10 protein-coding genes are annotated in these 13,471 nt (G+C 63.0%); 5 read left to right on the top strand and 5 right to left on the bottom strand.

The features are described 5' to 3' along the window. Positions 1-434: 434 nt before the first annotated feature. The 5 genes from L1073_RS04045 to L1073_RS04025 are packed head-to-tail and all read left to right on the top strand — an operon-like array spanning position 435 to position 8,053. Positions 435-2,087: an IucA/IucC family protein gene (locus L1073_RS04045; protein WP_246897049.1), complete on the top strand. Its 1,653-nt coding sequence runs from the start codon at positions 435-437 to the stop codon at positions 2,085-2,087. Continuing rightward, positions 2,080-3,342 carry a type III PLP-dependent enzyme gene (locus L1073_RS04040; protein WP_246897048.1) on the top strand — a complete coding sequence of 421 codons (1,263 nt, stop codon included), beginning with the start codon at positions 2,080-2,082 and terminating at the stop codon, positions 3,340-3,342. Before L1073_RS04045 ends, L1073_RS04040 begins: the two co-directional genes overlap by 8 nt. A gap of 45 nt (positions 3,343-3,387) precedes the next feature. Then, entirely contained in the window at positions 3,388-5,283 is a 1,896-nt protein-coding gene (locus L1073_RS04035) for an IucA/IucC family protein (protein WP_246897047.1), read from the top strand. Next, positions 5,277-6,068: an HpcH/HpaI aldolase family protein gene (locus L1073_RS04030; RefSeq protein ID WP_246897046.1), complete on the top strand. Its 792-nt coding sequence runs from the start codon at positions 5,277-5,279 to the stop codon at positions 6,066-6,068. The genes L1073_RS04035 and L1073_RS04030 overlap by 7 nt, the downstream gene beginning before the upstream one ends. After that, entirely contained in the window at positions 6,065-8,053 is a 1,989-nt protein-coding gene (locus tag L1073_RS04025; RefSeq protein ID WP_246897045.1) for an IucA/IucC family protein, read from the top strand. The genes L1073_RS04030 and L1073_RS04025 overlap by 4 nt, the downstream gene beginning before the upstream one ends. A 77-nt stretch (positions 8,054-8,130) precedes the next feature. Here the strand turns inward: L1073_RS04025 and L1073_RS04020 are convergent, their stop codons facing one another. From L1073_RS04020 to L1073_RS04000, 5 genes are all read right to left on the bottom strand, one after another. After that, on the bottom strand, positions 8,131-8,754 hold the full coding sequence (locus L1073_RS04020; RefSeq protein ID WP_246897044.1) for an RraA family protein: 624 nt from the start codon (positions 8,752-8,754) through the stop codon (positions 8,131-8,133). Positions 8,755-8,834: 80 nt separating this feature from the next. After that, entirely contained in the window at positions 8,835-9,875 is a 1,041-nt protein-coding gene (locus L1073_RS04015) for a FecCD family ABC transporter permease (RefSeq protein WP_246897043.1), read from the bottom strand. Between the two features lie 2 nt (positions 9,876-9,877). Then, positions 9,878-10,876, bottom strand: a complete 999-nt coding sequence (locus L1073_RS04010; protein ID WP_246897042.1) for a FecCD family ABC transporter permease — start codon at positions 10,874-10,876, stop codon at positions 9,878-9,880. Continuing rightward, positions 10,870-11,889 carry an ABC transporter substrate-binding protein gene (locus L1073_RS04005; RefSeq protein WP_246897041.1) on the bottom strand — a complete coding sequence of 340 codons (1,020 nt, stop codon included), beginning with the start codon at positions 11,887-11,889 and terminating at the stop codon, positions 10,870-10,872. The genes L1073_RS04010 and L1073_RS04005 overlap by 7 nt, the downstream gene beginning before the upstream one ends. Next, the gene (locus L1073_RS04000) at positions 11,886-13,367 is read right to left on the bottom strand and encodes an MDR family MFS transporter (protein ID WP_246897040.1); all 1,482 of its coding nucleotides are present in this window, start codon (positions 13,365-13,367) and stop codon (positions 11,886-11,888) included. Before L1073_RS04000 ends, L1073_RS04005 begins: the two co-directional genes overlap by 4 nt. Between the last annotated feature and the right edge of the window lie 104 nt (positions 13,368-13,471).

Here is a 13,471-nt window from a genome sequence, read left to right as displayed (position 1 = left end):
ACTTTAATCTTTATTATAATCATTCTCATTAGCAAGTGAGCCGGCGACTACCCAAGCATCGGCACCGATGATCTAAGCGTATCGCTGTTCTCACCACTCGATCGACATAACAAGCACGACCATCCAGTAGGACGTTGCCCACTCAGTATGACGTTGCAACGTGGCTAGCGAGGGACGCGCGGACTTACTTGCCAGCAGAAACCTTGCACTGACGGCACGGTTGGCCATGAGGCAGGTGAGGTTCAAAAGGAAGGTATTGTTGCGGAGGCTACATGAGCTACGCCCGTTTCTCTCGCTTACCTGGCGAGATAAGCCGACACGCATCCATGCATGCGTTGCTGAATTGCATTATCAAGGAAGTGGCAATCCCCCATGACACGGTGTTCCATCGATGGCCGACTCGGCGCGATGGACTTCCGGAGCAGGTGCACGGCATGCCCCTGCTGATCGAGTGGTCGGCATCGTTGTCGCTGTTCGTGATGGTGGACCGACGTTCGGTCATCGGTAGTCACTTCTATCTTTCCGAGGTCTATCTGCGAGAGGCAGAGGGTACTGGCTGGCATGCCCCTGAAATGGTGGAATTGATCGCTGCGCTGTTGGAGCACTGCCGGTGGAATGAAGGCACGCTCAATCAGGAATTGTGCGACCAAGTCGTGCAAAGCCAGGACATCATGACGGCGATCGTCGCGCATGCCGTCGGGCAGCCCAGGCTTCATCCGTTGGCGGATTACCGTTGCAGTGAGCAGGGGCTTTGGTTTGGGCATCCCAATCATCCCACGCCCAAAGCCCGGCAATGGCCGCCCCAACTGCTGCAGGACGAGAAACCTGCTTACTCCCCCGAGTTCGGTGCCACCACGGCCCTGCACGAGTTTTCTTTTCCCGTGGCCGGGCTGAGCGTCCAGGCCAATCGGTTGAACGCTCTGGATGTGTTGTCGCATGCGGCAGATCAGCGCCGCGCCGAGGATCTCGATCGTGTGGTGATTAGCATGCACCCGGTCCAGGCCGATCTCTTTCGCCAGGATGCCCGGGTGGCAGAGATGATCCAGAAAAAGGTGATCGGCGATCTCGGGCCGGGTCGTTGGCATGCTGCCCCTACCGCTTCCATGCGTACCTGGTATCTCGAGGGGCATCCCTGGTTCATCAAGGGGTCGCTCAATGTGCGCATCACCAACTGTGTGCGCAAGAATGCTTGGTACGAGCTGGAAAGCACGCTGGTCATCGATCGCATCATGCATCGGCTCGCCGAGTCGAAAGACGCGGCACTGGAGGCGCTATGCGTGGCACAGGAACCGGCCACGGTTCACTGGGCGCCGCCCCAGGGCGACGAGGCCGATCAGCGTTGGTTTCGGGAGCAGACTGGCGTGATTCTGCGGGAAAACTTCTGTCAGCGATTCCGACCGGAACGCTGCCTGCTCAGCGCGACGCTTTTTGCCCGCGATGCGCAGTTGGTGCCCCTGGTGTTGTCTTTCATCGCAGGGTCGACGTCAGCCGAGGGACACGACGCACTGCCCTCGGAAGCACAGTCCCGTGCGTGGTTCCAGGCCTACCTGCGTACGCTGGTGGCACCGGTCATGGGCTTGTTCTTTCGGCATGGCATCGTCATGGAACCCCATCTGCAGAATTGCGTGCTGATCCATGACCAGGGCATGCCCCGGCAGATGCTGCTGCGCGACTTCGAAGGGGTCAAGCTGACCCATGACAAGGGAGTGGACTGGCTCACTGGAGAGTCGCTGCATCCCCACGTCAGGGAGTCGATGACCTATTCTCGCGAGCAGGGCTGGAACCGTATCGCTTATTGCCTGCTCGTCAATCATGTCGCCGAAGCGATCCTGGCGCTGAGTTGGCAGCGCCCGGCCCTCGGCGATGCGCTGTGGCAGGACACCTTGGACGAACTGCATCGCGTTCGCCAGACCCTGGGTACGTCCGCCCCCGAGCTGGATGCACTGCTGGAAGGCGGTGACCTGCCCTGCAAGACCAACTTCAAACTACGGCTGCTGGCCCAGGCAGATCGCCAGGCCGAGTATGTGGCATTGCCCAATCCCTGGTGTGTCACTCGGGCCGTGGGCCAGGAGGTGGCCTATGGGTGAGCCCGTTACCGTTCCCGAGTATGTGCTCGATGCCATCGCCTCGCATCGACAAGCGTGCCGCGAGCCCATGGCGGCATTCTTCTATGACCTTCCGGCGCTCGCCGCGCATGGTCGTGCCATGAAGGCGGCGTTGCCCCCGGGCGTCGAGCTCTACTATGCCATCAAAGCCAATAGCGAGGCGGCCATCCTCGATACGCTGGCACCCGTAGTGGACGGGCTGGAACTGTCGTCCGGCGGCGAGATCGCGCGGGCCTGCGCCTGCTCGACGCCGCGCCCCTGGGTGCTCTCCGGCCCGGGCAAACTGAATACCGACATGCATGAGGCCATGACGCGAGGCGTCGAGGCCTTGCATGTCGAAAGTCTCGGGGAAGTAGCCCGCCTGCAGGCAGTCGCGGCCTCGCTGGAGTGCGTGCAACCGGTGCTGCTACGCATCAACCCCGCTCTGCCCGAGGACCTCTCCAGTCGTCTAAGGATGGCCGGCACGGCCACGCCCTTCGGCATCGACGAGGCGCAGTTGATCGAAGCCGTCCGGGCTGTCGATGACGCTGCGAACCTGACGCTGGTCGGCTTTCATGTTCACGCCATGTCGCACCAGACATGCGAACGGCGTCACCAGCGGCTGCTGGCCTCCTACCTGGAGCGCTGGCCACAGTGGCGAGCGTTGGCACGCCACCCCGAGCGTGTCACCCAACTCAACGTGGGAGGCGGTATCGGCGTGAACTATCTCCAGCCGTCCGAACAGTTCGACTGGCCCGGCCTGTGTGAGGCTTTGGGTCAGCATCTGGCGGCCATGCATGAGCCACCGCGAGTGCGTTTCGAAATCGGCCGTTTCCTCACCGCCTTCTGCGGCTACTACGCGATCGAAGTGCTCGATACCAAGATCAGCCATGGAGAGGGCTTCGTCGTCTGTCGAGGCGGTACGCACCAGTTCCGCCTGCCCGCCGCCCAAGGGCACGATCATCCGGTCGTTCACCTGCCACGCGACACTCACCGCGTGAACCAGGGAGAGCGTCGGCCATGGACGGTGGTGGGGCAGCTGTGTACTCCCAAGGACGTGCTGAGTCGTCGTCAGGCGCTGTCCGGGGTGGCGGTGGGCGATCTATTGGTACTGCCGCTGGCCGGTGCCTATGGCTACAACATCTCCCATGCGGACTTCCTCTGCCATCCCCGTCCCGATCAGATATTCATCCGTAACGCCCGTGAGGACAGCGAATCCTCGAGTCGAAGGCGTCAGTACGCCGAGTCGGTGAACTGAGCGAGGGATTTCACGTGTCAATTTTCCAGGTTTTGAAGGTGCATCATGTCATCTCATGAACGTGTCATGCCGCTGGCTTCGGCCAGCGACGGTAATGCCGAAGCTCGGCCGTGCGCTGCCTTGCCCTTTGCCCATGCATCGGACTGGCGTCATCACGCTCGCATCGAGCAGCGCGTTGCCGGCCAGCTTTTGCAGACCTTGCTCTACGAGGACGTACTGCCCCATGGGGCCGTCGCCGAGTCAGAGGCAGGGGGCTGCGGGGCCACAATATTTTTCCTGACCCTGGGTAAGCGCCGCTACCGGGTCAGTGGCTGGCGATGCCATAGCTTCCGTCTGATTCGCCTCGAACACTCGTCGCTGGTGGTCGAGGAGGCGGAGGATGACTCCGTGACGGTGAGCTTGCCGCAGTTCCTCGAGGATCTCGAGGCGACGCTGGGCGATGTGGCGATCCAGCCCGGCTTCGTCGATGAACTGACGCAGACCCTGATCAAAGACATGCAGTCATCCGCGTGGCCGGTGCCCTGTCACGCGTCTCCGCAGACCCTGGATGCCGACGCCCTCGAGCAGTATTTCACTGATGCGCACAGCTACCACCCCTGCTACAAGTCACGGCTGGGTTTCTCACTGCGTGACAATCAGCGTTACGGGCCGGAGTTCGCCCAGCCGTTGAAGGTCTTGTGGCTGGTCGTGCCGACGCGCCTGGCGCATCGGGGAGCTATCGACGGGCTGGCGCTCGCCGAGCGGATCGCACAGGAGGCGGGCCCGCAGGTGATGGCTAGCCTGGACGATTACCTTGCCAGGCGCCAGATGGTGCGGGACGACGTCGTGCTGATGCCGGTGCATCCCTGGCAGTGGGAAAACGCTCTGGTGGCAGCACTCTATCCGGAGCTCGCCCGCGGTGAGGTCGCCCTGCTCGGCGAGGGCGGGACGACCTACACCGCGCAGCAGTCGATTCGTACTCTGGCGCCGCAGGACACGCAGCAGCCGTATCTCAAGCTGGCGATGAGCATGACCAATACGTCCAGCACGCGTATCCTGGCGCGCCATACCGTCACCAACGCCCCCGTCATCACCGAATGGCTCCAGCGGCTCATCGCGACCGACGAGACGGCCAGCGCCGCAGGCTTCGTGATTCTCGGCGAAGTGGCGGGCGTGGCGCTGGATGAGCGGGCCTTCCCGGACGCTCGTTACCACGACGTGTACGGCAAGGTTGGTGCTATCTGGCGCCAGAATATCGACGAGTTTCTGCAAGACGGCGAGCAGGCCGTGCCCTTCAATGGGTTGAGCCAGTTCACTCGCGATGCCGAGGGAATGCCCGTCAGCCCCTTCATCGCGCCCTGGGTGGAACACCATGGACTGGACGCCTGGACCCGGCAACTGGTGCATGTCGCCACCTGGCCGATCATCCACCTGCTGTTCGCCGAGGGCGTGGGCATGGAGTCCCATGGCCAGAATATCGTGGTCATTCATCGCGACGGCTGGCCGCTCCGGGTGGCGCTGAAGGATTTCCACGATGGCGTGCGCTTCAGCCCCTCGCACCTGGCGCGCCCCGAGCTGGCGCCGGACCTGGAGCCCGTCCCCGAGCGCCACGCTGCCCTCAACCGCAACTCCTTCATCGTCACTGATGACCCGCACGCGGTTCGGGACTATTCCTGCGATGCTTTCTTTTTCATTGCCCTGGCGGAGATGGCGATCTTTCTGCAGCGGCATTTCGGGCTGCAAGAGTCGCGGTTCTGGGCCATGGCGGCGGACGCGATCAAGTCCTATCAACGTGCCCATCCTCAGCATGCCGAGCGCTACCGGTGCTTCGATGTCTTCGCACCGTGGTGGGAGGTGGAAGCCCTTACCCGACGTCGCCTGTTCGGTGATGACACCCCCCAGGTCAAGCACGTTCCCAACCCGCTGGCAGTTTTCGCGCCCGGTGAGGAGGCGGCATGCTGAGGACCAATCGACTCAAGCAGTCGTTAGCCGAGGGCAGGGAGGTCCATGGGATTCTGGCCTCCCTGCCAGCGGCCGCTTCCATCGAGTTGATCGCCGAGGCGGGCTTCGACTTCGTGGTGATCGACACCGAGCACGTGCTGATCAACCCGGAAACCGTCGAGCACATGATTCGTACCGCCGAGAGCTACCAATTGACACCGCTGGTGCGGGTGGCGGATGCCGACCCCAAGACACTGCTGCGTCTTCTCGACGGTGGTGCCCAGGGAATCGTGTTGCCTCAGGTGGAAGACGCCGCGACCCTCGAGCGCGCCGTGGTTGCGTGCAAGTACGCGCCAGAGGGCGAGCGCAGCCTCAATGCCGGGCGGCCAGGAAGCTTCGGCAAGGCGTCGCTAGCCGAGTACGTCGCCGAGGCCAATCGGGAGATCATGGTGGTCGCCATGATCGAAAGCCATCGCGGCGTGGCAGAGATCGAGTCGATCTGTGCGGTTCCGGGGCTCGACATGGTGCTGGAAGGGGCGGCAGATCTGTCCCAGTCACTGGGTGTGACTTGGCAGACCGGCCATCCCGATGTCGTCCAGGCATTGGAAGCGGTCCAGCACACTGCAAATGAGCATCGCATCCCTTATTGCGCCTTCCTGCGTAATCCCGAAGCCAAGGCTCGGTGGCAGGCGCGCGGCGTCGGCGCCTTCATGCTGGGCGATGAGCGTGGGATTGCCTTTCGCGCCCTGCAGCGAGCGCTCGACGATGCTCGGGCGCCGTTGGATAGCGAGGCGATCCGCTTATGAGGTCACCGACGGTGCAGGGTTCCATTTCCGATACTCCCATTTCCGAATCCCCCATGGAGCGCACGACCATGCAATCTCTCGATGCCCAGCGCCATGCCCAGGCGCAGATCATGCAGTCGCTGGTGGACGGTCTGCTGGTCGAAGGACTACTGGATGACTTAGGGGCCGCCTGGTTGGCCACCACCGAGATTGATCACTGGATCACCCAACTGCCGGTGTTCGAAGGCCATGTCGATGATCCTTCGACGCGATTCTGGCACTGGCCGCAGGGTCGAGGTGACGGGATTGGCATGTTGTTGCAGCCCGGTATCGCCCAGGCGTGGGAAAAGGTGCCACGAACCCCGGTGATCTTGTTGGATCGCGAGAGCGGGGAGTGGGATGCGCTTGATCCGGTCACCTTCATGCGCCGTGTCTTCGGTGCCGTGACGCAGGATGACGATCAGATACTGGGGCAGGGACAGCGGGTGTTCCTCGAGGCGTTGTCCGATAGCCTCTGGCAGGCGGAAAGTTCCGTGGCGCACCGGGTAGAAACGCATGATCTGCCCTCCCGTGACACGGCCGCGCACTTCGCGATCATGGAGCAGTGGGCATCGTTGCTCGACCGACCCTACCATCCCACAGCGAAGGCCAAGCAGGGGCTCAGCGAGAATGAATATCGTGCCTACATGGCCGAATTCAATGCGCCTATCACGTTGCGCTGGGTCGCGCTGGCCCGCGATCAGGTCATGACCGGTGCCGGCGTCGACGAGGCTGGTGCCGAGCCGGTGCAGTGGCTCACCGATGACGAAGACCGTAAGGCGCTCGAGCGTGAGATGACAGCGCGCGGTCTGGTCCGGACTCACGTCGCTATCCCCGTGCATCCCTGGCAGCACGAGCATGCGTTACCTCACTGGTTGGAAGCGGCCTTCGCGATGGGGGACTGTGTCTCGCTGGAGTCGGTCACGGCGCCCTGGCTCGCGACGTCCTCGCTGCGCTCGTTGGCGCCGACCACAGCGAGCCCGCATTTCCTGAAACTGCCGATGGCCATTCACTCGCTGGGTGCTTCGCGTTATTTGCCGGCGGTCAAGATGCTCAACGGCGATCTCAGCGCTCGCCTGTTGCACCAAGCCAGGGAGAAAGACGTCCGGCTCGCCGAGACGCTCTATCTGTGCGACGAGGGCAAGTGGTGGGCGTATATGCCGGAGGGGGCGACGCTGTTCGACGAAGCTCCCAGGCATCTGTCCGCCATGGTGCGTAGCTATCCCCCCGAACTGCTGGATGACCCGGGCGTGCGTTTAGTGCCCATGGCGACCCTGGGCACTCCGCTACCGGGCGGCGAGCACCATGTGGTCGACGACTGGCTGGCGCAGCGCGGCATGGCGGCCACTGCTGTCTCGGTGCAGGGGCTATTCGGCGAGCTCTGCGAGGTGTTTTTCGACATCAACCTGCGCATGTTGCGGCTCGGCATGCTGGCGGAAGTGCATGGCCAGAACGCCGTGCTGGTCTTCAGAGACGGCCAGTGCCAGGGACTGCTGCTGCGCGATCACGATTCGCTGAGGATCAGCGTCGAACGCCTCGAGCGGCACGGCATGCAGGACCCTTGCTACTGCATCAAGCCCGGCCATGCCAACACTCTCTATCACGATAGCTTAGAGGCTCTGCTGTTCTGGCTGCAGACACTGGCGATCCAGGTCAATCTGCGCGCGATCATCGATACCCTGGCGGATCACTACACGCTGTCGCGGGATGACCTGTGGAGGGAAATGGCGATGCGTCTCGAAACTCGAATCGACGCTCTGCTCTTCGACGATCATGATCGAGAAATGCTCAAGGAGCAGCTCTTCGAGGGGGAGCAATGGCCTTACAAACGGCTCATCGCGCCGATCATCGAGCGTGCCGGCGGGCCCGGCAGCATGCCCTTTGGCACCAGCGCGACCTGTAATCCTTTCATGCGGGTGAGGCGACAGGCCGGTGAAAGCATCAAAGAGGCACTGACCGAGGCCTGAGGTTTGATACCTATACCGCCCGACATAGCATCGGGCGGTTTTTTCATACAGGTGGCGTTTTCTGCGTAGCGGTTACTTCAGCGAAACCATTCGGGAAACTCGGCCGCGAGGGCGTTTCGTTTCTCTTCCTCCTGAGCCTGCTTACGTTCTGCGGCATCGGCGAGTGCGTCGGCACGATGCGGAGGAATGACGAAAAGCCCGTCGTCGTCACCTACTACAAGGTCTCCCGGGTTGATCGTCACCCCGTCGATGGCGACTGGCGTGTTGATCTCGCCTTCCAGCTCCAGCGCGCGGGTTGTCAGTGGGCTACTCGTCTGGGCATAGGTGGGCAGGCTAAGCCGGGAAAGGGCATCCCGGTCGGTGATGGCACCGTTGGTGACAACGCCTGCGAGTTGCTTGCGTAGTGCCGCATAGGCGCGAAATTCGCCCCAGCAGGCGCGATGCTGATCGCCGGACACGTCGATCACCAGCACATCGCCTGGGCAGGCCAACTTCAGCGCTTCACGGATGATGCTACCGTCGACGTGGGGAATTCTGATCGTTAGGGCCGTGCCAAGCAGTCGCACGGGACGCTGGAGCGGCGAGAGGGTGGCGATGGCACCGAAGTCGGTAAAATGTCCCAGGGTGGAAGTGGCAATGGTTCGATAGCGTTGCCGTTGCGTCGCCGTAATGGTGTCCTGACGGGGAGCGATATGAAACATGGGGGTTCCCTTATCTGCCATGGGTATCAGCGATGAATGGGTATCAGCGATGAAGAGTGAGTGATGATGGGCGAATCGCTTCAATGATTCTGGTAGCGGGTGCGGTGCAGCAGATAGACGAAGAAGGGCGCGCCCACGCCTGATACGAAGATGCCGGCGGGTAGGTCCTTGGGCAGGAACGCCACTCTGCCCAGCAGGTCGGCATAGAGGACGATCAGCGCCCCCACCAGGGCGCTGGCAGGGACCAATCGGCCGAATCCCCGCCCTACCAGGCGGGCGGCGATATGGGGGGCGATCAAGCCCACGAAGCTGAGCCCCCCGGCAAAGGCCACGGCCGCACCCGCCAGCGCTACGCTGCAGGCCATCAGCACCAGCCGGCTGCGCAACACATTCACGCCCAGCCCCAGAGCCACGTGATCCCCCAGCGCCATGGCATCCATGTGGCGTGCATAGGTCAGGCACAGGGGAACGGCGACCAGTAGCCAAGGGAGCATGCCGAGCACGTCCTGCCATTGGGCGGCATAGAGGCTGCCGGTCAGCCACACGTAGGCGACCATGGCGGCGGCATCGTCGCTGATCACGATCAACAGGGTGGTGACGGCGCCCATCGCGGCGGAGAGCCCGATACCGACTAGCACCATGCGCGAAGGTGAAATACCCCCCTTCCAGGCGAGCAAGAACACCAGCAAGGCGGAGAACACCGCCCCGAGCAGCGCGGAGGCCGGCAGCCAATGGATACTCAGGCCGGTACCGAATAGTGCCAGGAAGGTCACGGCGGCCATGGCGGCGCCACTGGTGATGCCGATCACGTCCGGCGAGGCCAACGGGTTGCGTACGATGCCCTGGAGGATAGCGCCGGCCACGGCCAGGGCCGCCCCTACCAACACTGCCAGCAGGATGCGCGGCAGGCGCAGTTCCCAGACGATGAAGGCGATGTCGCTGTCCTGCGGCGCGGTCAGCGCGTGCACCACCTGGTTGAACGAGGTGGGGAAACTGCCCAGGCTCAGCGAGAGCCCCATACTGGCCAGAAGTACTAGCGCGAGCAGGGCGCTGAGGATGACAGCGCGGTTCGTGGCGGCGGTGTCGTTGCCTGGCCGTGTCAGGGAGGCGGAATGCGTCATGGTCAGACCTGCTTCCTGCGTGCCAAGTAGATGAAGAAGGGTGTGCCGATCAACGCCGTCATCACGCCTACTGGCACATCCTGAGGTGGCATCAGGAAGCGCGAGGCCACATCGGCCAGCAGCAACAGGCTCGCGCCCAGCAGGGCACAGGCCGGCAGCAGCCAGCGATGGTCGACGCCGAAGAGCCCCCGCGCCATGTGCGGCACGATCAGGCCGACGAAACCGATCATGCCGGCGAGCGCGACCGAACTGCCGGCGAGCAGGATCACCACCAGACCCAGTAACAGCTTGATAGTGCCGGCGCGCATGCCCAGGCCCTTGACCATGTCATCGCCCAGCATCAAGGCATTGGCATGACGGACCAGCAGCATGCACAGCAGCAGGGCGATGCCGAAGAGCGGGAGCAGAGGGACAACGACCGACAGCTCGCGCCCTGACACGGAGCCGGCCAGCCAGTAGAGCACGCTTTCGAAGCTCTGTTGGTCGACGATCAAAAGGCCCTGGCTGAACGAGACGAACATGGCGGTGACGGCCACGCCCGCCAGCACGACCCGCAACGGCGACAGCTCCCCATGACGACCGCGACTCAGCATGACCACCAGACAGGCCGCGACCAGGGCGCCCAGTAGCGCCGCCCAGACGTACCCGGCCGGGGTGTGGAGGGGCAGCAGCGAAACCGCGATCACCACGAAGAACATGGCCCCCGCGTTGATTCCCAGTATGCCCGGCGAGGCGAGGGGGTTGCGGGTCATGGTCTGCATCAGCGCGCCGGCGATGGCCAGGCTGGCGCCGACCAGAGCAGCGATGACCGCGCGTGGCAGGCGCTCCGTGACAATGATGATATGTGCGACCCGTGCGGGGTCGTAATGTAAAAGCGCCTGGATGAAGGTCGACGGGGCGATATCCGTGGTGCCCAGCATGACGCTTGCGGCGAAGGCCGCTGAGACCAGTGCCAGCCCCAACAACAGTCCCGTCATTCGGGAAGCGCAATGATTCAGCATGCACTCGACTCCTTGTCGTGGGCGCGAGACGTCGAGGACGTTTCATCGGCGCAGGCTGCGGCGGACGTCGTAGGCGCATGAGGATCATCCAGCCCGTAATGGGTGTAGAGGTCATCCAGCATGGCATTGGCAGCCAGAATGCCACCGCCCATGATCCAGTCCACCGCGTTCACCTCGAAGACACGCTCGTCTTGCACGGCATCCAGTCGTTTCCAGAGAGGATGGGAGGTCCAGTGCCGATAGTTCCGCATGATGGCGGGATCGTTCGGTTCCAGTAGCACGAAGATCACATCGGCATTCATGACCGGAATGTTTTCTTCGCTGGTCAGCTTCATGCCCCAACCCTGGTCGTGCAGGGAGTTAGGTTGCTCGAAACCCAGCTCATTGAGGATGGAACCGGCGAAGCCCGTCGAGTAGATGCGCACATGGTCGCTCTTGAAGCGCACCACGGCGGCTTTCTGCGGCCAGGCGTCGCCCAGTGTATCGGCGATTCTTTGGCGGAAGTCCGCCACGCGCGTATCCCAGTTGCGTAGTAGCTCGCGGGCGCGGGCTTCTCGTCCGGTGGCCTCGGCGATCAGTTTCAGGGTGGCCTTGAAGTCGAAGACGGTGTCTGTAGCGACCGTTGGCGCGATCTTCTCCAGCAGCGGCCGCACCCGCTCGTGGCGAAAGCGCGTGGCCACGATCAGGTCGGGCTCCAGCCAGGCAACCTTCTCCAGGTTGGGTTGGGTCTCCAGGCCGACATGCTCCACGCCGGCGAGATCATCACGCAGGTAGCGATACATGGGCTTTTCCAGCCAGGAATCTACGACGCCGACCGGCGTGATGCCCAGTGCCACGGCGCTGTCCGTCGCGCCCTGGTAGAGGGTGACGACACGCTGCGGGCGGGCGGGAATATGGGTGTCGCCGAACGCATTGGTGACGGTGCGTTCATCGTCGGCGCTGGCTCCTAGCGGGAGGAGTGACGCCAGCAACGCCGCTAGGCATAGGCACCAGGTTCGGGTGCGCGTTTTCATTCCGGCCTCCTGGTGGATGCGGTCTTCAAGGGATTATTGGAGTCGCCAGCAGATGATGACACAGCGTCTAGCGATGCAGCGTCGTTTCGTGTCACGGCGCGGCCGAGTCGCCAGGCCAGCGGTAGGCAGCAAGCGGCGATCGTCGCCAGTGCCAGGAAGGCATGGTGCAGGGCGGAGGCACTCGCCTCGGTATAGGAAATGCCCTGGCTCAGTGAAGTCTGCACGGCGGTATCGTAGTAGATAGAAAGCGCGACGATGCCGAGCGACGAGATCAGGCGGCGGGACATGTTATTCATGGCGGAGGCCTGGGCGACGTGTGGCTCGGGCAGGTTCTTCATCCCCACCGTGGTGGAGGGCAGATAGGCGCAGCCGAGGCCGAGGCCGCGCAGGCCCATCCAGGCACCGATCATCCACACGGGTGTGGCTTTTGTCAGAGTGGCGAGCCCCGCCAGACTTATCATGGTGATCAGTAGTCCGACGCCGATGCACCACTGTGGGGGATAGCGGTCGATCAGACGTCCTGCAATGGGCGAGCAGGCGGCGGCGGCCAGCGCAGTGGCCAGAAATACCAGCCCAGTGGTCAGTGGTCCGAAGCCCAGCGCATTTTGCATCCACAGCGGCACCAGCAGGATGCAACCGAAGAGGATGATGGACTGCAAGCAGGCCAGGATGACGCTGAGCCGATACCTGCGATGGGAAAACAGTGAGAGGTCGAGCAAGGGCGTGTCGGTGTGCCGCTCGACGCGCACGAAGAGCACGAGTGCCAGCAGGCCGACCGCGAGCGTCAGCAGGGCCTCGACGCGCAAGAGATCCGTCAGCGTCTCCACTCGGCTGAGGGAAAATAGCACTGTGCCCATTCCCAGGGTGATCAGCGCGAAGCCAGGCAGGTCGAACCGACGCCGGCGATTGGCGGCTTCGGCCGGGAGATAACGATAGCCGCACATGAGCCCCAGCAGTGCGAACGGCATGTTCATCAGGAATAGCGCCCGCCAGTGGCTGACCTCGAGCAGCAGCCCGCCGACGCTGGGACCGATGGCCGGGGCGAGCATCACCGCGAAACCCCATATTCCGCTGGCGCGGCCTCGCTGGTCGCTGGGGTAGGCGGAGAAGATCAATGACAGGGACAGGGGGATCATCAGCCCCGCTGCCACGCCCTGCAGTCCGCGTGCGAGGATGATGCCAGCCAAGCTCTGGGCCATGGCGCCGAGCGCCGAGCCGGCCAGAAACCCCCACAGACCCAATAGGTAGACGTGCTTACGACCGAAGCGATCGGCGAGATAGCCGGTAAGCGGCATGGTCATGCCCATGGTGATCATGAACAGCGTTACCACCCAACTGACTCGTGTGGCGCTGGCATCGAAGGTAGCCATCAATTCGGCCACGGCAAGATTCAGGGCGCTGTTATTGAGGCTGACGGTAAAGGTACCCAGCAGCACACTGACCAGCACCTTTCCGCCATGCTGGGTAGCATGCGGCATGGATACTCACTTGATGGGAGTACAGAGGGCATCGCTCGAGCATAACGCTAATGAGGAATGCGTCATGGAGTAGGATAATGACACGGTGCGCATTTTAATGCAAA

Origin of the sequence: Chromohalobacter nigrandesensis (genome assembly GCF_023061285.1) — a bacterium.
Classification (GTDB): Bacteria; Pseudomonadota; Gammaproteobacteria; order Pseudomonadales; family Halomonadaceae; genus Chromohalobacter; species Chromohalobacter nigrandesensis.
Note: the sequence above shows the minus strand (reverse complement) of the source record. Positions and strands in the feature narration are given on the sequence as shown.

Bases quoted from the DNA above. Each gene is read 5' to 3' on its own strand.
- L1073_RS04045 (WP_246897049.1), top strand. From the start codon at position 435: ATGCCCCTGCTGATCGAGTGGTCGGCATCGTTGTCGCTGTTCGTGATG.
- L1073_RS04040 (WP_246897048.1), top strand. From the start codon at position 2,080: ATGGGTGAGCCCGTTACCGTTCCCGAGTATGTGCTCGATGCCATCGCC.
- L1073_RS04035 (WP_246897047.1), top strand. From the start codon at position 3,388: ATGTCATCTCATGAACGTGTCATGCCGCTGGCTTCGGCCAGCGACGGT.
- L1073_RS04030 (WP_246897046.1), top strand. From the start codon at position 5,277: ATGCTGAGGACCAATCGACTCAAGCAGTCGTTAGCCGAGGGCAGGGAG.
- L1073_RS04025 (WP_246897045.1), top strand. From the start codon at position 6,065: ATGAGGTCACCGACGGTGCAGGGTTCCATTTCCGATACTCCCATTTCC.
- L1073_RS04020 (WP_246897044.1), bottom strand. From the start codon at position 8,754: ATGTTTCATATCGCTCCCCGTCAGGACACCATTACGGCGACGCAACGG.
- L1073_RS04015 (WP_246897043.1), bottom strand. From the start codon at position 9,875: ATGACGCATTCCGCCTCCCTGACACGGCCAGGCAACGACACCGCCGCC.
- L1073_RS04010 (WP_246897042.1), bottom strand. From the start codon at position 10,876: ATGCTGAATCATTGCGCTTCCCGAATGACGGGACTGTTGTTGGGGCTG.
- L1073_RS04005 (WP_246897041.1), bottom strand. From the start codon at position 11,889: ATGAAAACGCGCACCCGAACCTGGTGCCTATGCCTAGCGGCGTTGCTG.
- L1073_RS04000 (WP_246897040.1), bottom strand. From the start codon at position 13,367: ATGCCGCATGCTACCCAGCATGGCGGAAAGGTGCTGGTCAGTGTGCTG.